This is a genomic window from Pseudomonas sp. Bc-h (assembly GCF_002080045.1).
In the GTDB taxonomy this organism is placed as follows: domain Bacteria; phylum Pseudomonadota; class Gammaproteobacteria; order Pseudomonadales; family Pseudomonadaceae; genus Aquipseudomonas.
Genome location: NZ_MUIN01000007.1, coordinates 362214 through 387400, shown reverse-complemented (window position 1 = coordinate 387400; position 25187 = coordinate 362214). Strand labels below are relative to the sequence as shown.

Annotated in this window: 21 protein-coding genes, 1 pseudogene and 1 riboswitch; of the genes and pseudogenes, 12 read left to right on the top strand and 10 right to left on the bottom strand. The window is 56.1% G+C overall.

From position 1 onward, the window contains the following. Positions 1–46: 46 nt before the first annotated feature. Positions 47–547 (bottom strand): GNAT family N-acetyltransferase, encoded by a 501-nt coding sequence (locus BWR59_RS14645; RefSeq protein ID WP_081566345.1) that lies wholly within the window; start codon positions 545–547, stop codon positions 47–49. 481 nt (positions 548–1028) lie between these two features. Between BWR59_RS14645 and BWR59_RS14640 the strand changes: the two genes are divergently transcribed. The 4 genes from BWR59_RS14640 (at position 1029) to BWR59_RS14625 (ending at position 5678) form a co-directional block, all read left to right on the top strand. Continuing rightward, on the top strand, positions 1029–1760 hold the full coding sequence (locus tag BWR59_RS14640; protein WP_081566344.1) for an SDR family oxidoreductase: 732 nt from the start codon (positions 1029–1031) through the stop codon (positions 1758–1760). A gap of 591 nt (positions 1761–2351) precedes the next feature. Then, a complete protein-coding gene (locus tag BWR59_RS14635; protein ID WP_081566343.1) occupies positions 2352–2990 on the top strand; it encodes a putative natural product biosynthesis protein in 639 nt (212 codons plus the stop codon). Further along, positions 2990–3403: a DUF2946 domain-containing protein gene (locus BWR59_RS14630; protein WP_081566342.1), complete on the top strand. Its 414-nt coding sequence runs from the start codon at positions 2990–2992 to the stop codon at positions 3401–3403. The genes BWR59_RS14635 and BWR59_RS14630 overlap by 1 nt, the downstream gene beginning before the upstream one ends. 97 nt (positions 3404–3500) lie before the next feature. Next, complete coding sequence (locus tag BWR59_RS14625; protein WP_081566341.1) at positions 3501–5678, top strand: TonB-dependent siderophore receptor; 2178 nt, start codon at positions 3501–3503, stop codon at positions 5676–5678. A gap of 87 nt (positions 5679–5765) precedes the next feature. Here BWR59_RS14625 and BWR59_RS14620 read toward each other — a convergent pair whose 3' ends face one another. Continuing rightward, the gene (locus BWR59_RS14620) at positions 5766–6053 is read right to left on the bottom strand and encodes a c-type cytochrome (protein ID WP_081566340.1); all 288 of its coding nucleotides are present in this window, start codon (positions 6051–6053) and stop codon (positions 5766–5768) included. A 678-nt stretch (positions 6054–6731) separates the two neighbouring features. Between BWR59_RS14620 and BWR59_RS14615 the strand changes: the two genes are divergently transcribed. Further along, entirely contained in the window at positions 6732–7781 is a 1050-nt protein-coding gene (locus tag BWR59_RS14615) for an SDR family oxidoreductase (RefSeq protein ID WP_081566339.1), read from the top strand. 70 nt (positions 7782–7851) lie between these two features. Then, entirely contained in the window at positions 7852–8568 is a 717-nt protein-coding gene (locus BWR59_RS14610; protein ID WP_081566338.1) for a DJ-1/PfpI family protein, read from the top strand. Positions 8569–8707: 139 nt separating this feature from the next. Here BWR59_RS14610 and BWR59_RS14605 read toward each other — a convergent pair. Next, a pseudogene (locus BWR59_RS14605) lies at positions 8708–9265 on the bottom strand (integrase); the annotation flags it as partial. 353 nt (positions 9266–9618) lie between these two features. Between BWR59_RS14605 and BWR59_RS14600 the strand changes: the two are divergent. Next, entirely contained in the window at positions 9619–9831 is a 213-nt protein-coding gene (locus BWR59_RS14600) for an SDR family oxidoreductase (protein ID WP_081566462.1), read from the top strand. Positions 9832–10434: 603 nt separating this feature from the next. On the opposite strand, the gene BWR59_RS14595 is transcribed toward BWR59_RS14600, so the two are convergent. The 3 genes from BWR59_RS14595 to BWR59_RS14585 all read right to left on the bottom strand — a co-directional run bounded on the left by BWR59_RS14595 (position 10435) and on the right by BWR59_RS14585 (position 13497). Continuing rightward, on the bottom strand, positions 10435–11955 hold the full coding sequence (locus BWR59_RS14595) for a tripartite tricarboxylate transporter permease (RefSeq protein ID WP_081566337.1): 1521 nt from the start codon (positions 11953–11955) through the stop codon (positions 10435–10437). 11 nt (positions 11956–11966) lie between these two features. Beyond that, positions 11967–12458 carry a tripartite tricarboxylate transporter TctB family protein gene (locus BWR59_RS14590; protein ID WP_081566336.1) on the bottom strand — a complete coding sequence of 164 codons (492 nt, stop codon included), beginning with the start codon at positions 12456–12458 and terminating at the stop codon, positions 11967–11969. A gap of 64 nt (positions 12459–12522) precedes the next feature. Continuing rightward, on the bottom strand, positions 12523–13497 hold the full coding sequence (locus BWR59_RS14585) for a tripartite tricarboxylate transporter substrate binding protein (RefSeq protein WP_081566335.1): 975 nt from the start codon (positions 13495–13497) through the stop codon (positions 12523–12525). A gap of 790 nt (positions 13498–14287) precedes the next feature. On the opposite strand from BWR59_RS14585, the gene BWR59_RS14580 reads away from it, so the two are divergent. Both BWR59_RS14580 and BWR59_RS14575 read left to right on the top strand, forming a co-directional pair. Beyond that, on the top strand, positions 14288–15619 hold the full coding sequence (locus BWR59_RS14580) for an MFS transporter (protein WP_081566334.1): 1332 nt from the start codon (positions 14288–14290) through the stop codon (positions 15617–15619). Positions 15620–15666: 47 nt separating this feature from the next. Next, positions 15667–17085 carry an FAD-binding oxidoreductase gene (locus BWR59_RS14575; protein ID WP_081566333.1) on the top strand — a complete coding sequence of 473 codons (1419 nt, stop codon included), beginning with the start codon at positions 15667–15669 and terminating at the stop codon, positions 17083–17085. A 30-nt stretch (positions 17086–17115) separates the two neighbouring features. On the opposite strand, the gene nhaA is transcribed toward BWR59_RS14575, so the two are convergent. Further along, positions 17116–18465: a Na+/H+ antiporter NhaA gene (gene nhaA, locus BWR59_RS14570; protein ID WP_081566332.1), complete on the bottom strand. Its 1350-nt coding sequence runs from the start codon at positions 18463–18465 to the stop codon at positions 17116–17118. Positions 18466–18794: 329 nt separating this feature from the next. Between nhaA and BWR59_RS33120 the strand changes: the two genes are divergently transcribed. Continuing rightward, on the top strand, positions 18795–18938 hold the full coding sequence (locus BWR59_RS33120; RefSeq protein WP_343286990.1) for a hypothetical protein: 144 nt from the start codon (positions 18795–18797) through the stop codon (positions 18936–18938). Positions 18939–19460: 522 nt separating this feature from the next. Here the strand turns inward: BWR59_RS33120 and BWR59_RS14560 are convergent. Together BWR59_RS14560 and BWR59_RS32805 are read right to left on the bottom strand one after the other, a co-directional pair. Continuing rightward, the gene (locus BWR59_RS14560; protein ID WP_081566331.1) at positions 19461–20789 is read right to left on the bottom strand and encodes a voltage-gated chloride channel family protein; all 1329 of its coding nucleotides are present in this window, start codon (positions 20787–20789) and stop codon (positions 19461–19463) included. An 81-nt stretch (positions 20790–20870) separates the two neighbouring features. Beyond that, positions 20871–20943: riboswitch (Fluoride riboswitch) on the bottom strand. Between the two features lie 320 nt (positions 20944–21263). After that, entirely contained in the window at positions 21264–21575 is a 312-nt protein-coding gene (locus tag BWR59_RS32805) for a hypothetical protein (RefSeq protein WP_230982012.1), read from the bottom strand. 395 nt (positions 21576–21970) lie between these two features. Here BWR59_RS32805 and BWR59_RS14550 point away from each other — a divergent pair, with 395 nt between their 5' ends. Further along, positions 21971–22288, top strand: a complete 318-nt coding sequence (locus BWR59_RS14550) for a hypothetical protein (protein WP_081566330.1) — start codon at positions 21971–21973, stop codon at positions 22286–22288. Positions 22289–22532: 244 nt separating this feature from the next. Continuing rightward, a complete protein-coding gene (locus BWR59_RS14545; protein ID WP_178111233.1) occupies positions 22533–23354 on the top strand; it encodes an alpha/beta hydrolase in 822 nt (273 codons plus the stop codon). Positions 23355–23416: 62 nt separating this feature from the next. Here the strand turns inward: BWR59_RS14545 and BWR59_RS14540 are convergent, their stop codons facing one another. Beyond that, positions 23417–24997, bottom strand: a complete 1581-nt coding sequence (locus BWR59_RS14540) for an ATP-binding protein (protein WP_081566328.1) — start codon at positions 24995–24997, stop codon at positions 23417–23419. Positions 24998–25187: the final 190 nt, after the last annotated feature.

Here is a 25187-nt window from a genome sequence, read left to right as displayed (position 1 = left end):
TCTCGCAATCTGTTTTCCCGGAACGCTTACGCAAAAAAACGCGACCCTAAAGTTCACGTACCATCACCAAGTCTCGGTGGACATCATCGCCGCATTGAAAACTGGTTTCTCCAACTGTCAAAAATCCATTACGTTGGTAGAAGCCTATTGCGCGGGCATTCTGATCATTCACCATGAGCCGGATACGATCTGAGATACCAGTAAGAGTCGCAGTTAAGAGGAGCTGTGCGGCACCGGTTCCATGGTGTTTTGAATCGACATAGCATCGCCTCAACTCAGGGATGCCATCCGCCAGTGGGATGTTTAATTGATCTGGTTCGTAGTCGACCAGACTGAAACCCACGATATCTCCGGCTTTCTCCAGCACTCGCACCACTTGGCTTGACGTATCCAGCGCGATCTGAAAACAACGCGCGGTCAGATTTTCGCTGATGTAGCGCTCCAGCTCTTCTACTGGAGTGTCTGCTGGGCACGCCAGTGAAAAGGTAGCCTTAGCGATTCTACTCATGCCCTCGGTGTCACCTATGATCGCTGGACGAACACGCATACATCGCTCCTTAGATTAGTGAATATCAATGCCAACCGAGGAGGCAGAAGCGCGTCCCCAGTTTTACGAAATGAGCCTATGAAACCCAAAACCTTTCGAGATTCCATGAACACGAATAATGATCAAACAACAAGCCTCGACCGGATTTCAACAGAGCTCCCGTCTTATGACCGGGAATGAGGGAAGAATGTCGTTTCCGCCTCCTTTAGTCAGACGTAAAGTCGAATATAGAAACGGTAGGATCGATTCCTCCTCATCCAGGATGAACGACGCTAAATACCGTTCAGTCGCTCCAACGCAAGGAAACGAAAATGGCAAAAAGGCTGGGGGTCAAGTGGATCACAGGATGTCTGCAGCGAACACAAGCGGCCCCGGCAGTCAGGGTCACTCATGACGCCTGCCAATAGATAGCATATTGAAAATCGGTTTTTTGACCTAGACCGCTTAAAAAAGCGAAATTTTCCAACAGGTAAATGCATTTATGAGCGAGAAGACACTGTTATTGACCGGTGCCAGTCGTGGCATAGGCCATGCCACCGTCAAACACTTTCAAGCCGCTGGGTGGAGGATTTTCACCGCCTCTCGCCAAGACTGGGTTGCCGAATGCCCATGGGCCGAGGGGTTACTCAACCACATTCATCTCGATCTTGAAGATATTGATAGCGTCAGTGACAGCTTGGTGGCCATCAGAGCAAAACTGGGCGGGCGCTTGGATGCATTGGTAAACAATGCCGGAGTTTCGCCTAAGGGGCCAGAGGGGACACGTCTTGGTGTTCTGGAGTCCGACTACGCAACCTGGATCAAGGTTTTCAATGTCAATCTGTTTTCCACGGCCCTCCTTGCGCGAGGACTGTTTGATGAGTTGAGAGCTGCTAAAGGGAGCATCATTAACGTTACCTCTATTGCAGGATCCAAGGTGCACCCGTTCGCAGGTGTCGCTTATTCCACATCCAAAGCTGCGCTCTCCGCCCTCACTCGGGAAATGGCCTTTGATTTTGGCCGGCATGGCGTGAGGGTCAATGCTATCGCACCCGGAGAAATCGAAACATCAATATTGTCCGCAGGTACTGCGGAAATCGTTGAAAGGCTTGTGCCGATGAACCGGCTAGGCAAACCGGAAGAAGTTGCCTCGCTCGTCTACTTCCTTTGTACCGGTGGCGCCTCTTATGTGAACGGCGCAGAGATTCACGTTAACGGTGGCCAGCATGTCTAACGATAACGACCGGAGCTGAGAACATTTAAGCCGTATTGAGAAGAGCTCTGTAGAAGGGGTTTTCGCTGTCGTGATTCGTCTTGGGGCATGGGCAGATGGTAGGGTTCAAAGCTATTGGTGGCGGTTAGTTTGTTCTGCATCTGTAAGCCGTATTCCGGCATAGAACATACAGTTCAATAACTGTTCAATCGGTGGTCTTTGCTGCCTGAACTATCCTAGAGCGATGTAGACCATTGCTTTTTGCCTGGCCGCGCTACTGCGAGTTGGGCAAAAAAGCCGTGCGCTAGTCTTGGGATGTAGTGCTAAACACCCCTCTCGACTTTCCTGGCCCTTAGCTCATCCTCAGGCTTCCCCGATATTCACGCTAATAAGTGGCCGGCTTGATTTGTCATCCACCGCTCGTCTTTGTCGCGCGTTTTCATATGGTTGCTGCTCAGCGACTTCGGTGAACGCCGTCCCATCGTCTATTAGAGAAGGCAGTATGTCTCGCGTTATTGACCACTCCGATACTAGATCCAATTTTCCCGGAACTCTGACTTTCAGTTTTTCCGCATCCAATAAATCGCGATCAGCGGTGGCATGGAGGCCCCTATGCGCTCTGTAGTTATTCCTTCAGGTGTTTCGCGGCTGGTTAGCACAGCATCGCGCATAAACAGTCGTGGCGACTTACTATCCCCGTTTCCAGACTACCCCTGCAACGCACGTAGCTTTGTTCGACTGGACGCTAGATTGCTGCCTTACTGGCACACGTTGTTCGATGTGTGTCCCGGCTTACTCAAGCTGGACCCACCAGACGGCTTGAACATATTTCGAAGTTTTATGACCTGGGCGTACCGCAATCATCCGTCGCTAAATTGGACGTACCACCTAAGTGTATGCCGTTGGTTACTCACATCGACCTATAAGGCGCACATCCATGAGGACCACATTGATGCCTTCATGACTGCGGCAGCGGCCCGATGGATAAATACCGACGACAGCCAAGCACAAGGACTAGTGCTGGCTTGGCAAGGCTCGCCGATGATGGTGTTTGACTGGAAAGCAGCGCCTCGTTCTATCGCTGGCGTTGATCCTGAAAAAGAGGATTTCCCACCAGCACCTTGGGATTTTTCCTGGTGTCCTCTGACGGGGAAAGGGGGGACCGGGTTCCGACGGTGGTTACCCATCCCTGGATACGATCGGCAGACACGGGTGTCGAAGGCAACGCTTGAACAACAGAAATCCTGCTAATGCGTAAGCGTCAGATTATCGGAGCGTGGCTAAGCCTGTTTGCCACACTCATGATATTTGCAGGCCCCCTCATTAGTCGGGGGGGCGGCCTTTCCCATGGCAAAAGTCAACCAATGAGCATGGTTGGCATAGAGTGTCACGATATGCTTGGCACGAGCCAGATTTCTCACCCTGCCTCTGCCGGCAAGAGCCATGATCTGGTCGTGTGGGAAAAATGCGGATATTGTTTTTTTCTGTTTCAGCATCCCGCTCTCGCCGAGTCAAACCTGTCCAGGTTTCAACTTAATGTTCCTCCGTTACAGCTTTTTTCTACTCACCTAATTCCCCAGCAAGCAGCGCCACAGATATTCCTCGGTGCAAGAAGCCGAGCGCCACCGATTCGATCGTTGAACGTCATACCCACTTTTGGCTGAACGCGCATTGCCGACTCTGCATCGACCGGCTTTTGAGTCCGCCGACGCAGAATCCCTCTGCGCGTTCTGCTTCAAATGACTTTTATCGGAAAATCCCATGAACTCGGACAAGAACGGGCCGCTGTTTTACATTGATCCATCGCGTCTGCGTTGGCGCCATGCCTTTTGCGTGTTTCTGGGGCTAGCATTACCGGTCATCGCGCATTCACAAGACGGTGCCGTTGATGTACCCCCAGCATCCGATCAATCACAGATTTGGACGTTGGAAACCATAAACGTTTCTGGAGCGCGTGAAGGCTACAGCGCACCATCTTCTACGTCAGCCAATCGCACCGACACGCCCCTTGTCGAGGTCCCGCAATCCGTTCAAGTTGTAACGCAAACGATGCTCAAGGAGCAGGACAGTCATTCGCTTGCTGACGCGCTGGTTAACGTCTCAGGGGTGAGAGCAACCAAGCCGCAAGAGGCACTGTTCGCTCAGCCAATTGTGCGCGGTTTTCCGGCGGAAATTTACATGAACGGGCTGCCTGCATTTGGCGGCACGGCAGCGAGCATCGACCCGACCAGCCTCATAGGCACCGAGCGCATTGAGGTACTCAAAGGCCCAACATCAGCGTTGTACGGCGGGGGTATCGGCGCACCGCTGGGTGGTTTGATCAACGTAGTGTCTAAACGGCCCGAGACCGAGCCAAGTGCACTGCTGTCGATGCGCACCGGTAGCTTCGGCACAGTGAATCCTTCGCTGGATCTCAACACACCCATCGGCGACAAGGTCGCCGCACGGATTGCCGCTGACTATCAAGAAAATGACAGCTGGATTGACCACGTTGACGGCCATCAGTGGTCGATACAACCAAGCATCGCGTTCCAGCTATCGCCAGAGACTGAACTGTTACTGCGCGGTCAATACGAGAATCGCAGCCAGCTAGAATATTCCGGCCTGCCAGCCGCCCAAGCATTGAGCGGGCAGATTGATCGCAACGCCTTCCCAGGAGCGACCAACGGACAGCCTCACACCACTATCGAGAATCGAACAACCACCGCCGAGCTCACGCATGAGCTTAATGACGACACACGACTGACCGTCAGCGCTCAGTATTACGAGGGCAAAGTTCGTGATTATGGCAGCCTTGTATATCCGGACCTTCTGGGACCGAATCCCACAACACCCACGGTTTACCCGATATTCAAGCTTTACCTGCCCACGAACATCCGGGAAAGCACACTGGATACCAACCTAGGCTCCAAAGTCGAAGCACTGGGCGGAGATCATGAGTTACTGGTTGGTATCAATTACGACAACACTCACTTCAACTCGGGGATGTCCGGCGTTGAACCCATCGGTGAGCTTGACCTTGCCAATCTGGGGTATGGGATTTCCTACGGTGCGACGCCCGAAACAATAGTGTCCCAGACCAACCGATACGAGACGAAGGCCTTATACGTTCAGGATCAAGCGACCTATGGCCGTTTGCACTTGTTGGGGTCGTTGCGATTGACCCAGCTCGACATCAATCAACAAGAGCAAGGTGTAGATACTTCATATCATCGTTTGACACCACGATTTGGCATCACCTATGACCTGACCGAAAGTCTTGCGCTCTACACGTCGTATTCCACCGGTTTCAGGGGGGCGTTCAACTTCACTGGTAACGAAACACCCAAGCCTGAGCTGTCTCGCAATTATGAGGCGGGCGTCAAACTGGCGTTCACCGATCTGGGCATTTCTGGCACTCTCGCCATGTTCGAGCAGACGCGTCGTAATGTGTCCACCCCTGATCCTGACCCTACCTACGCGATTCTGGGTTACTCGGTACAGAGCGGCGAACAACGCGCTCGCGGGGTAGAAGCGGATTTGGTTTGGGAACCGACCCCCGCTTTTTCACTGCTGGGTAATTACGCCTACACCCAGGCAGAAATTACTGAGGACAACTCGATTCCGGTCGGTGATGGACTGCCTCGCGTACCACGGCACAGTGGTCGCCTCGCAGCTCGTTATCGGATACTTGATGGCGCCGCTAAAGGACTGGGCTTCGGTGCCGGTATTACAGCAGTCAGTGCGCGTGAGCTGACCCTGCCTAATACGGTATCTGTACCAGGCTACGCACTGCTGGATGCTCAGACTTCCTACGATTTCGACCGTTACACGATCTTGGTTTCGGCGGTAAACCTGACAGGTCGCAAAGTCTTCGAGACCTTTCAATATCTGGGCTCTCCAGTGGCACTGCCCACTCAACCATGTTCAGCTTACCTGACGCTGACGGCCCGCTTCTAAAGAAACCATCACGGTCGATATGCTGTAGTACTGCGGCCGTAGATAAGAGCGGGTGGGTGGCAGCAAGCTGCCATCCCTACCGCAACCTTACTTAGACATCCAGGCAATCACGGCTTTGTAATCTTCGTCGCTACAGTCCATGCACAATCCCCGTGGCGGCATGGCCTTGAAGCCCTCGGTCACGTGCTTGACCAATACGTCGGTGCCTTGCTCCAAGCGTGGTTTCCAAGCCACTTGATCACCTTTTTTTGGAGCCATGGGTGACTGCCCGTTATGGCACATAGTGCAGGAGCGGCTGAACACAGCTTCAGGCTCTTGGGCGGCATAAGCATTTGAGAGTACGAGTGAACAAACAGCTGCCAATACTTTTTTCACGGTGGACCTCCTTAGGCATTTTTATAATTACGCGATGCCTTTGCGAGGGCATAGTCGCTCCGTTGGGAATGAGAATTGCCAGTGCATTCAACGCTGGGCAAAAGCACCTCACGAAGGCGTTTTGAGTTTAATAAGAGTGTGTTGACACCCCAAGTGCGACGGGCCGCCGCACCAGACGGCCTAATCTTTGAGGTGAGGTGCGCCTGAGAGCCAGGCGCGCTATCTGTGGCGAGTTGTCGCAGGTGATTCTTTATGGTCACGCGTGCCGCATTCATTTGTAGGCGAGGTAATTTTTCTTTGCCGTATTACTCTTGCGTGACGGTATTGCCCAACACACTCCCTCCAAAAGCGAGATCACTATGAGCTCACACTAGGGTGGGGTGCATGGCGAGCGTATTGGCTTGGCTAAAAGCTGAAAGAGGCACACCTAAATCGAGTGCGTCATAACCTTGAGAGATGAAAACTCCAATACGGTGTATGTCGACTGACTCCGGGGTGTAGGAGGCCCTCAATGAGTAGTGGTAAATGATTCCAAAGAGTGACAACGGTGCATGCCGTCAAATGGCTTGAAATGAGGGAAGAACGTCGTTTGAGCCCTAGCGTTCCGTACGTAGAGTCAAACGGCAATGAATAAGTGGGCTTACGCAGTTAAATTATTGGATGGGGCGGAGGCGATTGATGATGAAAACGGTAGTCATAGCTGGTGCATTAGGCGTGATCGGTAGAGGGGTCTTGGCGTATTACGAAGACAAGGATGTCGAGTTAGTCGCTATCTCGCGCAGAACGCCGGACTTTCCAACCCGTGCTCGGCATCTATCTGGAGATCTCTTGGATCTCGATTTCTGCCGATACCTTTCTACGCAACTGACTCAGGCCACGCATCTGGTATTCGCCGCCTATCAAGAGGTCCCGAGCCAGGAAGGGCTTGTGAAGGTCAATCTTCGGATGCTGATGAACATCGTGGATGCTTTGGAGGCTGCAGCGCCAAACCTGCGGCATATTACATTGATGCAGGGTGGTAAAGCCTATGGTGTCCATCTGGGCGGCATGCCCTTTTCCCCGGCCAAAGAGACCGATCCACGGCACATGCCTCCTAACTTCTACTATGATCAGGAGGACTTCTTACGCGATCGTGCTGAAGGTAAGCCGTGGGGGTGGACAGCGCTTCGCCCGGAGGGGGTGGTAGGTCTAGCGATCGGAAACCCTATGAACCTGCTCATGGTCATTGCGGTGTACGGGTCAATTGCCAAAGAGCTAGGCGTACCTATGTCATTTCCTGGCTCTGTCCAAGCGTACTCTGCGCTTTACCAGGTCACAGATACTCGAATACTCGCCCAAGCGGTAGATTGGGCCGGTGAGACTGCGCACTGCCGCAGCGAAGTTTACAACATCACCAATGGTGACTATTTCCGATGGTCGCGCATCTGGCCTAGGGTTGCCCACTTCTTCGACGTCTCCGTTGGCGAGCCTTTACCTCTTTCCTTGAGCGAAGTGATGGTTGATAAATCTGACCTGTGGAAAAAAATGGTCGGAGATCACGGGCTCCGGAGTCATACCTACGAAGAGATAGTGTCATGGCGCTTTGGAGATTTAATCTTCAAATCCACGTTCGACAATATTACCAGCACCATAAAAGCTCGGCAGCATGGATTTGTTCACTGCATCGATAGTGAAAAGATGTTCATTGAAATGCTTACGGAGCTCCGGCAACAGCGGTTCATACCTTGACTGATTAGCCCGCACTGAATTTTGTATAGCGCCACCAACTTCACCTAATCCGTCCTAAAGAGAAAATGGAATGAAGGTTCAGAACCATACTCACCTTAAAATTGGCGGCTTGATCTATCCAGATATGGATCAGTGTGATTTCACAGGTCCTTTCGAGGCATTATCCCGAGTGCCTAACTCGACCTTCTATACATTATGGAAGGACAGGCATGTGGTGAAGGATATGCGAGGCCTGAAAATCATGCCTGACACCACTTTTGCGGAAGCTCCGCAGCTTGATGTTTTGTTGATCCCAGGAGGATACGGACAGGTCGATGCCGCGACAGATGAGGAGCTCTTGTCATTCATCCGAAGCCAAGCATCTGGCGCCAGCTATGTTTATTCGGTATGTACCGGCGCTCTGCTCTGTGGTGCTGCCGGGCTGTTGAAAGGGCGCCGGGTCACCACTCACTGGACAGCGATGCATGTGCTTCCGTACTACGGAGCGTTGCCCAGCCACGAGCGGGTAGTTATTGACGATAATTTCATCAGCGCGGGCGGAGTAACCTCTGGAATCGATGGCTCACTCAAGCTCGTCTCGCTTCTTCGTGGTGACGAGGTAGCTCAGGAACTGCAGCTTTACATGGCTTACGATCCTCAGCCCCCGTTCGACATGGGATCGCCGGAAAAAGCATCCGCGCAAGTGCTGAACACAGTAGCCGCACGGGCGTTCGAGATTACCGAGCGCAGGCTCGCTAGTGCTAGGAAGTACGCCGAGATGCCATTAATCAGCCACGAGAATGATTGACGTCAAGCGGCCGCATAGCATGATCGCTTTGACCCAATCCTGTTGAAAATCCAGTGTGGCCGAAAAAGAGGGAACATCGTCGTCGTGTCGGTCGTGTCGGTCTCCGACGCTACTCTGTGCAAAGCCAGAAACCGCTGCTGCCGTGAATGCGCAGGTGCTTGATGTCACGCCGATCCTGCAGATCCGGCACCATTAATAGCGCCGCTTCTTTGCGGCGCAGGCCGCGTTAAAGCAGCACCGCCCGAATCGCCCGATCGCGCAGGCCCTTCCAGCGTCTTGGATGAGATGCCTCCAGCAGCGCTTTCGCCTGGTGATCGCCGAGGGCCGGCGTCTTGCCCTCGTTGGTTTCGATCTTGGGCCGCTTGACCCCATGCGCCGGGTTGCCAACGGCGGCGGCGTTGTTCGCCTGCAGATAACCGAACAGGCTGGCCAGCCCGCGCCGCTCAAGCTCGGCGCGCCAGGCCAGCACGTGCGCCCGGTTCAACGAGCGGAATTCCTCCGCCATGGTTAGTCCGACAAACCCACAGAAGTTCTGCAGGTCACCTTGGTAGGCGCGCCGAGTGCGCGGGTTGTCAATAATAGCGAACCATTCCACCGCTGCTGGCACTGCTGCCAGGTGCCGGAACTCAGCAGCGGTCAAACGCCGCTCACCGGCAACCCGCAGATTTCCAGTGGCCTGATCATCCCGCTCAGTCATCGTCATCCTCGGTACCACACCGGTACAAGTCATCTTCTATAACACCATCCATCTAAGGCGATGCTCGCCGATTCCGGACACATCCGCAATCCGCTCGATAGGTTCGTAAATCAGCCCGCGTTCCAGGCAATAGTTGAGGTCGCACATGGTGAAGCTCCAGAGGAAATTGAGCCTCGATCGTGTCGTCAAGACTGCTGTTAGGTGAAGTTCTCATCGTACCGATTCCCAACAACGCGGCTGATGTACTGCTCGGGTCGCATGTTGTCATCACTGCCAAATGCTTCAACAGCCAGGCGCCAATTTGGTTTGCGCTGAGAAGGACTGGAGGCACCACTTGCCTGGTGAAGAGGACGATGCTCGTCCGAAAAACGATCTCATCGTCTACCCGAATCTCTCGCACCGGACGCCGTTCGACGGTCGAAGAGGCGTTGAATAAAAGCGGTCCGCTTGGACGGTTGGCAGAAACGAACGAGATTGCCTGCGCAGTTCTCTTCTTGGCATCAAGCGAGAGCAGATTTTTCGCTGGACATGAGTTATTCGTAGATGGCGCCGTCGCTGCAATTTAAGAGCTGGGCAGGTTGTCAGATGATCTCGGCTAATTAGCGGTGTTTTACATGACAGTTGGGCCTGCGCGGCTGCAGAGCGAGTAAGCGCGTGAGCAATCGTTGAGTGCTGCCCCGAGTGAAGCAGAGCTGGGCGTCGGGGTTCTGCTATTTGGCGGGGGCCGCTTTCGACCCATTGTTGCCGGTCGCTAGCGCGTTCATTTCTTAGTTCTGTCGCCGTACCCCGAACTCCAGCTCAAAATAGCCAATTTTGTATCACGCCGGGAAGGCACGGCACTAGCGAGGAGCAGCTGTCCAGTTGTGGCTCATAACGGTGTTTCCTAACAGCAGCTCGCTCAGTCTTTCGCCGATATTGCTCCCAACCAATCCCAACCAATCTTGTTCCTCCGCAAAATCAGCTGAAGGTACTCGCCCCTGATAGGGCAACCGTTAAACACGACGTTTTGGCGGCGGTGGTCGCTCAGGAGGATGTTTTATCCTTGCACCTTAGATCCTGCCGATCGCATACACTGGGTGCGCGCTCCAGTAACCTGGTTCCCGTCGGCGAGAACCAAGTCTTTATGTCTAGCAATGCCCCCCTGTTTTACATGAGTTAAGCCATGTGGATCAGGAGCGCAGGATTTCGTCGATGGCACTCTTTTTCGGGCGCATGGCGCTGTAGACCTGCCAGACGATGAACGCCAGTGCCAGACCGAGGAACGAGGCGGCGATGGGGTTGGCGAGGAAGGCCAGGAAGTTGCCATCTGACAACATCAGGCCTCGACGTAGGTTGGTTTCGGCCATAGGCCCGAGGATGAAACCAATGATGAAGGGCGCTGCGGGCATGCCGGCCTTGACGAAGGCATATCCAAGCACGCCAAACAGCAGAATCGACCAGACATCGAACAGCCGACTGGACAAGCCGAAAGCACCCACCACACAGAGCACCAGGATGATCGGCAACAGAATATGCTTGGGCACATCCAGCAGCTTGATGAACAGGCGCAGGCCGTAGAACTCCATGAACAGCATCATGAATGTCGCGACGATCAAGGCAGCGAAGATCGTGTACACCAGTGGGCCCTGGCTGATGAACAGCAATGGGCCCGGCTGGATGCCGTGGATCAGGAAGCCACCCAGCATGATCGCGGTGACAGTGTCGCCGGGAATGCCGAGGGTCATCAGTGGCATCATTGCCCCGCCGATACCCGCATTGTTCGCCGTTTCACTGGCCACCACACCACCAATGTTGCCCTTGCCATATGAATCAGGGTCCTTGGCGCGCTTCTTGGCGATGATGTAAGCCACAAGGTTCGAGGTGCCAGCCCCGATCCCAGGGAGAATGCCAATCCCCAGTCCGATCAAGCCGGAACGAAAAGCGTTGGGCAGCTGTTCGCGAAATTCCTTCATCGAAAAGCCGAAGCCTTTGACGTTTTTCACGCTCACGGCGCGGGCTTTACCTTGCTTGGCATGGCGGCCATTTTCGGCGAGCTTGATGATTTCGGCGACCGCGAACATGCCGATCATCACGGTCAGCATGGAAAAGCCACCGTTCAGTTCGGGAAAGCCGAACGTAAAACGGCGGATCGCTTCCACAGGCGCGATACCCACCGTGGACGCTGCAAAGCCCAGCGCACCGGCGAACAGCCCTTTGGCCATGGAGCCTGCAGACAGCGTAGCGATCAATGTCAGGGAGAAAACCGCAATGGCGAAATACTCATGCGGGCCGAAGCGCAACGCCACTTTGGCCAACTGCGGGGCGATAGACATCAACGCTGCGATACTGAACAAGGTGCCCAGAAAGGAAAACACAATGCCGATCCCGAGTGCCTTGACGCCATGGCCCTGTTCCATCAATGGGCCGCCGTCGAACACTGTGGCGATCGATGAGGGTGTCCCGGGTATTTTCAGCAGAATCGCCGAAATCAGACCGCCGGACGTTGCGCCGATAAATAACGCGACCAACAACGAAAGACCGGCTTGAGGCCCCATGGTAAACGTCAGCGGCAGGCACAGCGCCACCGCCATGGTGGCTGACAGGCCGGGCACTGCGCCGAAGACGATACCTACGGCTACACCGATGGCCATCAGCAACATGATGTTGAGAGAGAAGACGGCACCGAAGCCTTGCATCAACAAGTCGAGCATGTTCGATACTCCTAAAAGTTGGTCAGGCCGGCGGGCAACATCAAGTCGAAGGCCTCGCGGAATAACAGATAAATGGCGGCAGAGGTACAGACCGCGACCACTGCATAAGTGATATGCCGCACCTTTTGATCAATCGGCGTCAATACGATGAACTGCAAATACAAATAGACCACCGTCATAATCGGAAACCCGACTGGCTTCATGAGCGCGATGTAGCCCACGATCAAAGCCAGTGTCTTGACCACTGTTTTCACGTCTATCGAGCTGCTCGTATCTTCGGTGTCAATGTGCGGTACGTCAGTGGCAGGCGCCTGTGGGGTCGCGAACGCGCTGAATAACTGTATGACGGCGAGCAGGCAGAGCATCGCAGCCAGCAGGGTAGGGACGAATGCTGCGTCGATACCGGAATGCCCCGGCAGTTTGAAACTCATCACCAGATAACCGAGTGCGGTGGCTAGCATGACGCCACCGATAATCAGCTCTTTTTTCTTGCAGGTAGCCATCGGGAACCCTCGGGATATAGGCCGGGTAAAGCTGGCTGGCGCAGCGGCCAGCCAGTTTCAGGTCTTACTTCGTGCGTAAAACATCCTTGAATTGCATGAAGTCATCGCGAGTCTTGGCGAGGATTTTTTTCGAATCATCGGTGCCGTAGTAAGCCACTGGCTGTTTGAATTTTTTCAGCTCTTCAGTGTACTCGGGCATCTCGGTGATCTGTTTCATGATGTCTGCCATCTTGCCCACGATCGCGGTGTCGGTGCCTTTTGGAAAGGCCACGACGTACGGCTTGTCGATCGTGAAATCAACGCCCTGTTCCTTGAAGGTCGGGATATCACCGAGCATTGCGTTGCGCTCATCATTGGGCTGGCCGAGCGCGACCATCTGGCCCCCATTGACGTAGTCCTGCACGGAACCGTAGCTGATGGCACCCAGGTCGATACGTGCACCAAGCAACGCAACTACTTTTTCCGATACGGTGCCGGCATCCACCATCTTCAGTTTTACGCCAGTGATTTTTTCGAACATCAAGCCCTGGATATGGGAGAAGTTACCCATTTCAGTGCCGTAAGTGATGCTTTCCGGCTTGGCCTTGGCCTTGGCGATCAGGTCCTTGACGCTGCTGATCCCGGACTGGGTAGAGGCGACGAATACCGCGCCTTTATCGACGCCAGCAATACAGGCCACATCAAAGGCTTCAAAGCTGTCGTCGGACAGGCCTGCTACTTCGTTGACAATCAATTGGCCCGGGTGGGTGAAGAGGATGGTGTTACCGTCCGCAGCCGCGCTTTTGACCTGCTCTGCCGCCAGCGTGCCACCGCCACCTGCGACGTTGGTCACTACCATGTTCTTCCCTGTTATCTTGTTGAAATACTTGGCCATCATGCGGGCATTGAAGTCGGTGTCACCCCCCGGATTGGCGATCACCACCACCTGTACGGGACGGGTCGGCCATTTGACGTCAGCAGCGACGGCGACATTGTGCGAGGTGATAGTCCCCATGCTGACAAGGGCAGAAAGAAGAGAGACGCGGATTGTTTTTATCATTGGAATACTCCGGGGTTATGAAAGCTGATCGAACTAACAGAGCTTATTAAAGTTGTAACCGGTTATGTCGAAGTGCTGCTTTGCCGACAAATCACTACCGCCTAAGGGGTGATGGCACGCAATCGGGATATTTCTGAAGAGGGCATGTTGATGAGTGGAACGCCGAACGTAGAGGTTCTACAGCTATTGGCAGGAACCGCATTTTTTTCCTTGTTCTGCCGCTAACATTGGCGTTCACGACGACAGTAAAACCGCTGGGGGGCTTTTGCCATAAGGGACTGCAGATGGATGACCTCACCGAATACGCGCGGACGCCATACGGAAAGGGCGATTGCAGAAGGAAGGTCGTCAGCATGATCTGAGCCTCAATTATTATTATGGTTTGTCATATGTTGTCGTATGACTTGGGCGTTTTTTACCAAGCAGGCTCGTTGCTGTCAATGTGCAATCGTGGGCGAAAAATACGCTCTATATTCCGCCAGAGCCTTACAGGGTAAGCATAGGTTGGTTTCAGCGAGTGGAAAGAAAAGCTCTTGTCGAACAGCTAATCCAGAAAATTAAAGATTTGCTTTTATGTGGTCGTACGATAACTTGCCGTTAGGGCGGCTTTTAAAGTGTCTCGCACCCTGAGCAGGCACGGGCCTGGGATCAGAACAATAAAAACAGGGCAATGTCATGCACGCAGATCTCGCGCCGCAGGAGGTATCGGTACGCCTGACTCTCCGATATGGCTGGGTGGCTAATGATCGGACCGCGTCAGGCTTGTTCGATCATCGGAAGATCACGTCAGATGCCTGGACCTAAACCAGGGCGGGTACGCTACTCGATCCTGCTCATGCTGTTTCTTGTCACATCCGTGACATTCGCCGACCGTTCCAGTTTGTCCATCGCCGGTTCCGCGTTGCAGGCGGATCTGGGGATTGATGCCTTGACCCTCGGCTATATTTTCTCCGCTTTCGGCTGGGCCTACGTGATCGGACAGATTCCCGGAGGCTGGTTGTGTGATCGCTTTGGTGCCCGGCGGGTGTATGGCATCGCGCTGTTCAGCTGGTCTGCATTTACGATGTTGCAAGGCTTCGTCGGGGTGTTGCCGCTGAGCTGGACGATAGTCAGCCTGTTTCTCCTGCGCATGGCGGTGGGTTTTGCCGGTGCACCTTGCTTTCCGGGTAACGCGCGGATTATTGCAGCCTGGTTCCCAAGCGCCGAGCGCGCCACGGCAACAGCCATTTCCAGCTCGGCACAGTATTCGGCTACCGCTATCTTCGCCCCGTTGATGGGCTGGGTCGTCCAGGTGATGGGCTGGCAACAGGCCTTCATCGTCCTGGGCTGCTTCGGCTTGCTGCTCAGCCTTCTGTGGTTCAAGGTCATTATCGGTCCACGTGAGCATCCGGCAACCACAGAGGCCGAGTACACCTACATTGAATCCGGCGGCGGGTTGATGGATCTTGAGCCTCGCGCTGGCGACCCCAATGGCTCGCAGTGGCTTTACTTCAAGTTGCTGCTGAGCCACCGCACACTGATAGGCCTCTATCTGGGGCAATACTGCAACAACGCGATCACCTATTTCTTCCTCACATGGTTTCCCGTTTATCTGGTTCAGGCCCGGGGTATGACCATCTTGGCGGCCGGTTTCTTCACCGCATTGCCAGCGATCAGCGGCTTTGTGGGGGGCGTGCTGGGTGGTTTGATATCGGATGGTCTGCTGCGTCACGGTTACTCCCTGACCTTGGCGCGCAAGCTTCCGATTGTCAGCGGTCTGCTGCTGTCGAGCAGCATGGTGCTGTGTATTTACGTCCAGAGCGACGCCGCGGTTGTGGGCATTATGGCGTTGGCGTTCTTTGGCAAAGGCTTCGGCTCCCATGGCTGGACGCTGGTAGCGGATACCTCGCCGCGACAGATCATTGGCCTGTCGGGCGGTCTGTTCAACACATTTGGCAACCTGGCGGCGATCAATACACCGATCATCGTCGGCTATTTGGTGAGTCGTACAGGGTCCTTCGATGCCGCGCTGGTATACGTCGCAGCCAACGCTTTGCTGGCGGTTTTTTTCTACCTGGTTGTCGTGGGGCGAATCCACCGGATCGAGCTGAGTCAGCCGCAATCTGTTGCCGTTAACGAATGAAACAGCCGGATGTTAGTGGACCGGCTGATAACAATAAGGAGCGTGTCATGAGTCATTTGAACGAAACACTGATGCAAGCGCTGGAAGGCCTGGTTGGCAAGGCCGGTCTTATCCGTGATACCGGGCTCATGCAGAGCTACCTGAGCGATTGGCGTAATGCCTATCGCGGCAAGGCCGCAGTAGTGGTGCGTCCGGCCAGCACTCAAGAAGTTTCGCAAGTGGTGCGTCTGTGTCAGGAAGCAGGTGTCGCGTTGGTGCCTCAGGGTGGCAATACCGGGTTGTGCGGTGGCTCCATCCCGGACGACTCAGGCACTCAGGTCGTGCTGTCTCTGACTCGGATGAACGCCATTCGGGCTATTGACCAGGCCAACGAAACCATCACGGTCGAGGCTGGCGTGATTCTCCAGCGTTTGCAGGAAGCCGCCGCGGATGTGGGGCGCCTTTTTCCGTTGTCCCTGGGCGCCGAAGGCAGTTGTACGGTGGGTGGCAACCTGGCAACCAATGCGGGGGGAACTGCGGTATTGCGTTACGGCAATATGCGCGACCTTACGCTGGGGCTGGAAGTGGTGTTGGCCGATGGCCGTATATGGGACGGCTTACGCGGTTTGCGCAAGGACAACACCGGCTATGACCTCAAGCACCTGTTCATCGGTTCGGAAGGCACACTTGGCATCATCACCGCTGCTGTGCTCAAGCTTTATCCTGCGGTACGCAGCCTGACCACTGCCTGGGTGGCCCTCCCGGATCCACAGGCGGCAGTGGACCTTATCAGCCGCATGCGCAGCCAATGTGGCGACCGGCTCACTGGCTTCGAGCTGATGTCACGACAAAGCGTGGAGTTCGTGCTGCAGCATGTCGCCGGATGCAACGATCCGTTTAAAGAACATCATCCCTGGTATGTGTTGATCGAACTGAGCGACACCCTCGTGGATGCGGCGCTGGCGCAAATGCTGGAGAGTTGCCTGAGCGAGGCTTTCGAACAGGGTGAAGCGCTTGATGCCGTAGTCGCCAGCAACGAGATGCAAGTCGCCGCGCTGTGGGCGTTGCGCGAGGGTATATCGGAAGCGCAAAACCATGAAGGCCCGAGTCTGAAGCACGATATCAGCATACCGGTGAGCAGCATTCCCGCCTTTATCGAAGAGACTGACCTCAGGCTGCTGGACGCTTTTCCGGATGTTCGGATTGTCGCGTATGGCCATGTCGGCGATGGCAACCTGCATTACAACATCAGCAAACCTGTCGGCACCGAAGATGCGCCCTTCAAAGCCCAGGCGGAGGCGATTATGCATGTGATTTACGAGGCGACGGTGGCGTTTGCAGGAAGCATCAGCGCGGAGCATGGCCTCGGTCAGGCCAAGCGTGATGCCGCGCTGCGCTACAAGTCTGCTCTGGAACTGGAGATGATGCGTACCCTAAAGCAAGCGCTGGATCCGAGCGGGTTGATGAACCCCGGCAAAGTCCTCTAGTCGCGGCGAGCAGTGGGGCAGATGACGTTTTCAAGCGCTTTTGTGGAATGTCATTTTTCCCCAGATCAGTCCGATCACGGCCGCGATGGATGAGGCGCAGAGCACGCTGAGTTTGGCTGATGCCAGCAGGGACGGGTCGGAGAACGCCAGGGACGCAATGAAAATCGACATGGTGAAGCCAATGCCCGCCAGCAGTCCCACCAGCCCGACTCCACGCCAGGTCACGCCTGCGGGGAGCTGGCAAATATTCAGTTTAACCAAGGTCACGCTCGCCAGAATCACACCCAACGGCTTGCCCAGTACCAGTGCCAGCATCACACCGGCAAACACACGCTGCGGCAGCGCTTCTTCGAGATTGGCGCCCGCGAAGCTTACTCCGGCATTGGCCAATGCGAACAACGGCATAACCCCAAACGCCACCCATGCATGCAGCCCGATCTGGACCCGCTGGACGGGCGGCAGCACTTCTCGCTGAGCGTGGCGCAACTGGTTGAGAGGCTCCACTACGATCTGCGGGTTATCTTTGGCTTGGGAAAAGCGATCCATTAGCTCCTCAAAGGTCCGGCCGATGGTTTCCAGTGGCCGCTCCGTCGCAGGTTTGGAGTGCACCGGCGTCATGAGTCCGAGGATCACACCCGCGAGCGTAGGATGGACCCCGGTTTTGAGCAGACCGAACCAGACGATGGCCCCCGGCACAACATAGGCATAGGCCTTGCCGATACCCATACGCTGCATAAGCAGTACCAGCGCCAGGCCACCCAGGGCCACGACCAGCCCCAGATAGTCCAGGCTGGTGGTGTAGAAAATCGCGATGATCAGAATGGCGACGATGTCGTCGATGATTGCCAACGCCAGCAGCAGAATGCGTACGCCGCTGGGGATCGATTTCCCTAGCAAGGCCAGCACTCCGACGGCAAAGGCAATGTCGGTCGCGGTGGGTACTGCCCAGCCGGTGCTGGCTTCACTCCCGTGATTAAGCAGCATGTAAAGGATCGCAGGCATCATGACGCCGCCCAGTGCGGCACCTAGCGGCAGGGTTGCCAGCTTCATGTTGGCCAGCGCGCCGTCTTTGATCTCTTGGCGAATCTCTGCGCCGACCACTAGAAAGAAAATCGTCATCAAGCCATCGTTGACCAGAAAATGCAGTGAACGAGAAACGCGGAAGTCGCCAAGCCCCAAGGTGATCTGAGTGTGCCAGAAATGCTCATAAGAATCGGCGACCGGGCTGTTGGCCCAGATCAGAGCTGCCAGGGCGGCGAGCAGCAGAGCGATACCGCTAAGCGCTTCAATACGAGAGAACCGGTCCAGCGCTGACAGCGCACGTTCGGTCAGAACCTGAGGGCGGGGGATCGCAGGGGAAGCAGGTTTGTCTTCGGACACAATGACACTCCGATGGCGGCCCGACCAACGTTTGAATTTAACCTGCGCAGTGCCGTATGCAACAACGCACCCAGCGCGATAATAGGAAGCGGGTGGGCAAGATGCAAATTGCCATCTTGCGAGGTTGCATGAAACTGCTGCCTGCCGGATTGCTCAATCAGTCGTCTCCCGGAGGTACCTCTCGCTGAATGGATCGCGTTGCATAAACTTTCAAGGCATTGAATATGATTGCTCGTTGGTGCGGCCTGTTAAGTTGACTGACCAAGCGACTGAGGTCCAGGGCCAGACTGTTTTCGCTGCTTGGCGTAGCCAGTGCGCTGATTGCCGTTGTGTTCAAGGATTTCATTCCCAAGTCATTGCCAATGCGGATCGGCGCCGACACCTTCGACAAGATTCTGGGCATCATCGCTTCGAGCATACTGGCCGTCACAACCTTTCCATTGAACACCATAGCCGCCTATGGTGCGGCGTGACACCGCGTGCCACTACGCCTGTATGGAAGACACCACAACCTAGATTCCCCTTGCCGCTTGTACAGGTTCGTTTTTGTTCGGCCTGGTGGGCATCATTGCGCTGAGCAACTGGGCCTATGGCAGGCTGGGAAGGTTCGTGGTGGTGATCCTGATCGTCTAGACGCTTTTTCGCTGTATCGATCATTGTTCAAGCTGGGGCGAGTCGGCGAAACCGTAGACCGTGTGGAAAAGACTGCTATCGACCCAAAGCGGACGCAGGGAACTGCTGTTTCGCTTCAGGCCGTCAGGTGTCTATCAGTAAGCTTTCAATCGAGTGAACGACAGCGTTCCGGACGCCATCAGCAAGGCCGCTAAAAGGAACGCAAATGTGGGTAAGACTGCTGTCCAGAGAATGCCCACTGTCACGCAGGCGATCAGCTTAGCTGTACCGTTCACCGTACCTAGAGCGCCGTAGCTGATGGTGAGAGTTCGCACTTGGAAAATACAGCTACAACGTGGTCAGGCGATTCGGTTTTGACTCACTCATTTCTGCTTATCCTCCGGCGCTGCTTTTGGCGTGCTCTCGGCATTTCGTTGCGAGTGGAATTTCTTGATTTCCGAAAGGCGGATATCGGCGGGCAGGGCATGGCGGTGCTTGCTGTGGCCCACGCGCTGGGCGTGATAGATCCCGTTATGGCCCGACACCAGATAGCTGGCGATGCAGGCAATCGCGGCGAGTGGGGCAATCTCGGGGCCGAACAGCTCCATGGCCATGACGATCGTTGCCAGCGGGGTGTTGGCGGCGCCGGCAAAGACCGCGACGAAGCCGATGCCGGCCAGCATCGAAAACGGCAAGTGCAGCAGCGGTGCAAGTGCATTGCCCAGCGTCGCGCCGATGTAGAACAGCGGCGTGACCTCGCCACCCTTGAACCCTGAACCGAGTGAGGCGACGGTAAACGCAAGCTTGCCGAACCAGTCCCAGGGCGCGACCGGCGTTGCGAAGGACTGAACGATGCTCGGAATGCCCAGGCCGATGTACCGATACGAATCGAGTGCCCACACCGCTGTCGCCACCACAATGCCGCCCAGCACAGGGCGCAACGGCGAGTAGGGAATCAGCTTTTTTACCCATGCGCCAAGGGTATGGGTGGCGGTGGCGAACAGCAGTCCCGCGAGCCCGAACACAATGCCCGCGACGACCACGGCCATCACTGTCCAGGCCTGCACGGGCGCGATCTCGCCGATGACGTAGTGGGTGTGCACGACGCCCCAGAGCAGCCCAACTTGATCAGCGACGATGGCGGCGACAATGCACGGGAACAACGCGTCATACCGCATGCGACCGATAGCGAGCACCTCAAGGCCGAACAGTGCTCCGGTCAGCGGCGTGCCGAAGACCGAAGCGAAGCCTGCGCTGATGCCCGCCATGAGCATGATTCGGCGATCTTCGCGGCGCAGGCGGAACAGGTGAGTTATCTGATCGGCCAGCGCGCCACCCATTTGCACGGCAGTGCCTTCGCGTCCAACCGATGCACCAAACAAATGCGAGATCAGCGTACCCGCAAGCACCAGGGGCACCATGCGCAACGGCACGGTTTTTTTTGGGTCGTGAATCTCGTCGATCAGCAGGTTGTTGCCCGCATCCACCGGCTTGCCGATCAGGTGGTAAACCAGCCCCACCGCAAAGCCTGTCACGGGCAACAGCCATATGGCCCAGCGATGGGTTTCACGCCATTGGGTCGCGTGATCGAGGGAGAACAGAAACAGCGCGGATGCCGATCCCGCCAGAAGCGCTACCGCACTGGCAAGCACCAACCATTTGCCGATGTAAGGAAGCAGGTCAAGTTGTTCAAGTTTTCTGAGTTTTGACATGGGGTCAGCCACACATAGGAAAGTGAGCCTGACCAAGAAGAGGATTTTGCGCGCGAACGCCTACAGCCCTGTCTTGATCAGGTGTCTGTAGGCATCATCAGCTGCTACGGGCGCAGCGGTTGGTAAGTGGAGGAATGCCATCTCCAGGCCCGATCATAGATATCTCTCACAGAGATGTAAAATATTGTTACTACGATGATTGATAGCGCTCCTAGAGATCGTTCTGGGCGGCAGTAATGTGCGAGCCGCACCCCATACATGAATCTGAGTGGCCGCTTCTGTCCGACTGCAGCCTCTGCGGCAATAGCCCTTCTTTACGCGACGCATGAGACCTCCTCGAAAACAAGGAAAGGCGGTCCAGAAGTCTTTCAAATGAGCTGACCAAAATGGGGCTGCTATGGCTGATCTGATCGATGCATCCTGCAAGGCTCGAATCTTACCAGCGGTCGTCCTGATCTATCCTGAGCGCGTGCATCAGCGGTAGAGGCTAATGTTCTCGATCAACCAGTCGGATAAGGAGCGCGGTGGTTTGCCCGTCATTTGCTCGACAGTGAAGGTGCTCTCAGACAGTGCCGACTCGTGATACATCAAGTCCATACCGGTCAGGAGGTCAGCCAGCAGCTCAGTCGCGCCAATCCCTGACCAACGCTGCGCGTGCTCGGTTGCAGGACGCTGATGGTAAGTAACCCTGCGCTGTAGCAATCCTGATAGCTCCTCTGCAACGCCCAGCATCGTCCAGGAGCGAGGCCCGGTCAGGTGATAGGCCCGCTGGGAGTGCGTGCTCACCACTTCGAGCAAGCATCGCCGAAAGCTTCACAATATGACTCACGCCCGCCACGACGGCCGCGTCAATCAGTGCAGTTTCATTGTCAATCTGACGATCTGAAGTGCCGTGTGCCACGAATAGCGTGTCGACGTCCTCAAGTGCGCGGCGGAATGTGGGCGGCCGGTCGAAGTCAACTTCGCCCGCTGAGCATTCAGCCGGATGCCGCATTGATGCGAAGCCCGAGCGTGGGCGACATTCCTGCTCATACCCCATACCAAAGTGTGTGTTGGCTATGCGAACCGATAATGGCGCAGCGCTCCCGCGCGCAAGATCATAGGGATCAGCTCGAGCACTTCCTTGCGCTGCCGTCCCGACGCCCTGACGACTCGGCACTGGCCATCCACCGGGAAATCCAATGAACACTTATGCGTTGGAAAAAGTCGTTCTGATTCATACCCGCGAGTGCTTCTCCTGGACCTGTGCGCGCCTGATGCAGGAATCGGTCGCGCAGCTGGAGAACGCCATCGGCTGTATGCGCTGCCAGCTGGAAACCGTAGAGCCTCGCGTGGGGCATTGGGCCATTCACTGTGCCTGGAATTCCATCGATGCGATGCGCGCAAGCCTGGAGCACGTGTTCCAACCCGCCTTCGACGCGCTGATCGCTCAAGACGCTTTGCTCTCCATACAGGTCTGCGAAGCCAACAGCGCTGGCGCAGCCCACGGCGTGCGCTGAGCATGTAGATATTCCCGACATTGTGGCGGGCACCGTTGGCGCCCACCCCTGATTTGCTTTGGTTTACTACCCAAGAGAGGTAACGACTGTGTCTGACACTCCCAACACCCCATCGAGTTCACGCAGGCAGGTGCTCAAGGTCGGCGCGACGGCGCTGGCCGCAGGCTCACTTTCAGCAATGGTCATGGGCGCAACTGCCGCTCAGGCCGCCACGGCCGCGACGCCCAAAAAAGGACGCAATGACATGACGAGCTTCACCACCTCAGACGGCACGGAAATTTTCTACAAGGATTGGGGCACGGGCCAGCCGATCGTGTTTCACCATGGCTGGCCGCTCAGCGCCGATGACTGGGATGCGCAGATGCTGTTTTTCGTGTCCAAAGGCTACCGGGTGATTGCCCACGACCGTCGCGGTCATGGACGCTCCACGCAAACCTCTGTCGGCAACGACATGGACACCTATGCCGCTGATGTCGCCGCCCTGGTGGCGCATCTGAAGTTGAAGGACGCGGTGCACATCGGTCATTCCACCGGCGGAGGCGAGGTCGCCCGGTATGTCGCTCAGCACGGGGCCGGTCGTGTCGCCAAGGCTGTGTTGATCGGCGCTGTGCCGCCGATCATGGTCAAGTCCGCGAAGAATCCGGGCGGCTTGCCAATTGACGTCTTCGACGGGTTCCGCTCGGCGCTGGCCGCCAACCGTGCGCAGTTTTACAAAGAAGTGCCGGTGCCGTTCTACGGCTACAACCGCGAGGGCGCGACGGTGTCCGAGGGTATCAAGGAGAACTGGTGGCGTCAGGGCATGATGGGCGGGGCCAAGGCTCACTACGACTGCATCAAGGCTTTCTCGGAAACCGACTTCACCGAAGACCTGAAAAAAATCAGCGTGCCGGTTCTGGTCCTGCATGGTGATGACGACCAGATCGTGCCGATTGCGGATTCAGCCGAGCTGTCGATCAAGCTTTTGAAAAACGGCACGCTGAAAGTCTACAAAGGCTACCCCCACGGGATGTGCACGATTCATCCGGAGGTCATCAACGAGGACCTTCTGGCTTTCATCAAGGCCTGACGCACAGGGCCCTTCATTGCCAGCCAAGGAAGGGCCCTGTTCCATAGACGTGTTTGCTGCTCTTACAACGCTGGCAGAGTGAGCATAACTCTGGCCCCTGAAGCGCCATCGTCGCGGTTCGCCAGCTCAATCGCCCCGCCCGCAGCCTCCACGATCGAACGGCATATCGGCAGTCCCATTCCCATCCCCGTGGCTTTGGTGGTGAAGAAACTTTCGAACAGCTTCCCCTCCAGGCCTGGTGCGATGCCCGGGCCACTGTCCAGCACTTGCAGCCTGATCTCGCCGGTGGACAGTATTTCGCTGCGTATGATCAGTTCTCGCACTGCCGAATCGGCCGATGCCATCGCTTGTGCGGCGTTCATCAACAGGTTGACGATCACCTGTTGCAGCAGCACCCGGTCAGCCCGCACGGCGGGGAGTGCGACCGCCAGGTCAGTGGTCAGACGAACAGCGTGCTTGCGCAGTTCGTGGTCGGTGAACTGCAGTGAATCCTGCACCACGTCATTGATCGCCACGTCGGACTCTTCAGCCGGCCGACGCAGTGCCATGCCGCGAATGCGGGTGATGACGTCGTCGGTGCGCTGCGCCTCATCGACGATCTGCGTCAGGGCGATTTCCACCTCTTTCAAATCTGGCTCTGGTCGCCGCAACCAGCGCAGCGCCGCCTGGGCATACGTGGAAATCGAGGTCAGGGGTTGATTGATTTCGTGGGTAATCGACGCGCTCAGCTCGCCGAGGATAGAGATGCGTGCCACATGGGCCAGCTCCGTCTGCATGATCTCCAGCGCGTGGCGCGCCGCGGCAAGTTCCGACAGGTCGATGATGCCGATCAGAATCACCCCTCGTGCAATGTTCTCTCTGGAAAAACAGGCGGTGAACAGACACTCGAATTCTTTCTCTTCGAGGGTTCTCAGGCGTGTCACTTCAATGTTGTTCGGCAGGCCGGAAAGGGATTTGACGACGCAGCGGGCGTACACCTGAACGCTCTCGTCCGGCCAGTAGCGGTCGATGTTTCCCAGCATCTCAGTACGATCCCCACGGCCAAACAGCCGGATGCTGTGATCGTTCAGGTCCACCACCTGAGTGCAGCGCATGAAGTCGCGCACCACGTCCGGGTGAGCCAGAAAGTGCGCTTCCAGATCGCGCACTCCGGCGTCGAGCAGGGCTCGAATCTTGGGTCCGACGGCGGTGAAATCCAGCTCCCAGAACGAAGCCGCCATGGCTTGAAACAGGTTGCGGTAGCGGTACTCGCTGGCTTTCAGATGCTGCTCGGTTTCTTTGGCGAGCGAGATATCGTAGCCGGTTTCCAGGATCCCGATGGGTTGACCGGCAGCATCTCGGCGCAGAGACCAACGGGCATTCACCAGGCGGCGCGATCCCGCACCCGTGAGACGTGAGAGTTCGCCTTCCCAATAACCGTCCGCCAGCAGCCGGTCATCGGCCTTATCGTGGCCATCATGCTCATGTCTGCATTTGAGCAGCGTACGGGCGTGCGCCCCCAGTGCCGTATGTGAGGGCCATCCGTAAAGAGCGGCCGAGGCGGAGTTCCAGAAACAGATCTTTCCTTCCATGTCACGCACAAACACCGCGTCGTGAAAACGCTCGAAAACTTCGGCCTCGGCGAGAGTGATGGGTTGAGTCATCTGGCCGCCCGGTCGAGGTGGTCGCTTGTCCTACCCGTTCCCATGAACGCGAAGGTATCGACGCCGGTCGCCCGATAGACGGGAGTTGGTGTGAAACGCGCCATTGAAAGATCTCCAGACGGGTTCATGCACAGGTTGAAAAAAACAGAGGAGGCTTGTCCTGGTCAAACGGCCCGCAGGACAAGCACCC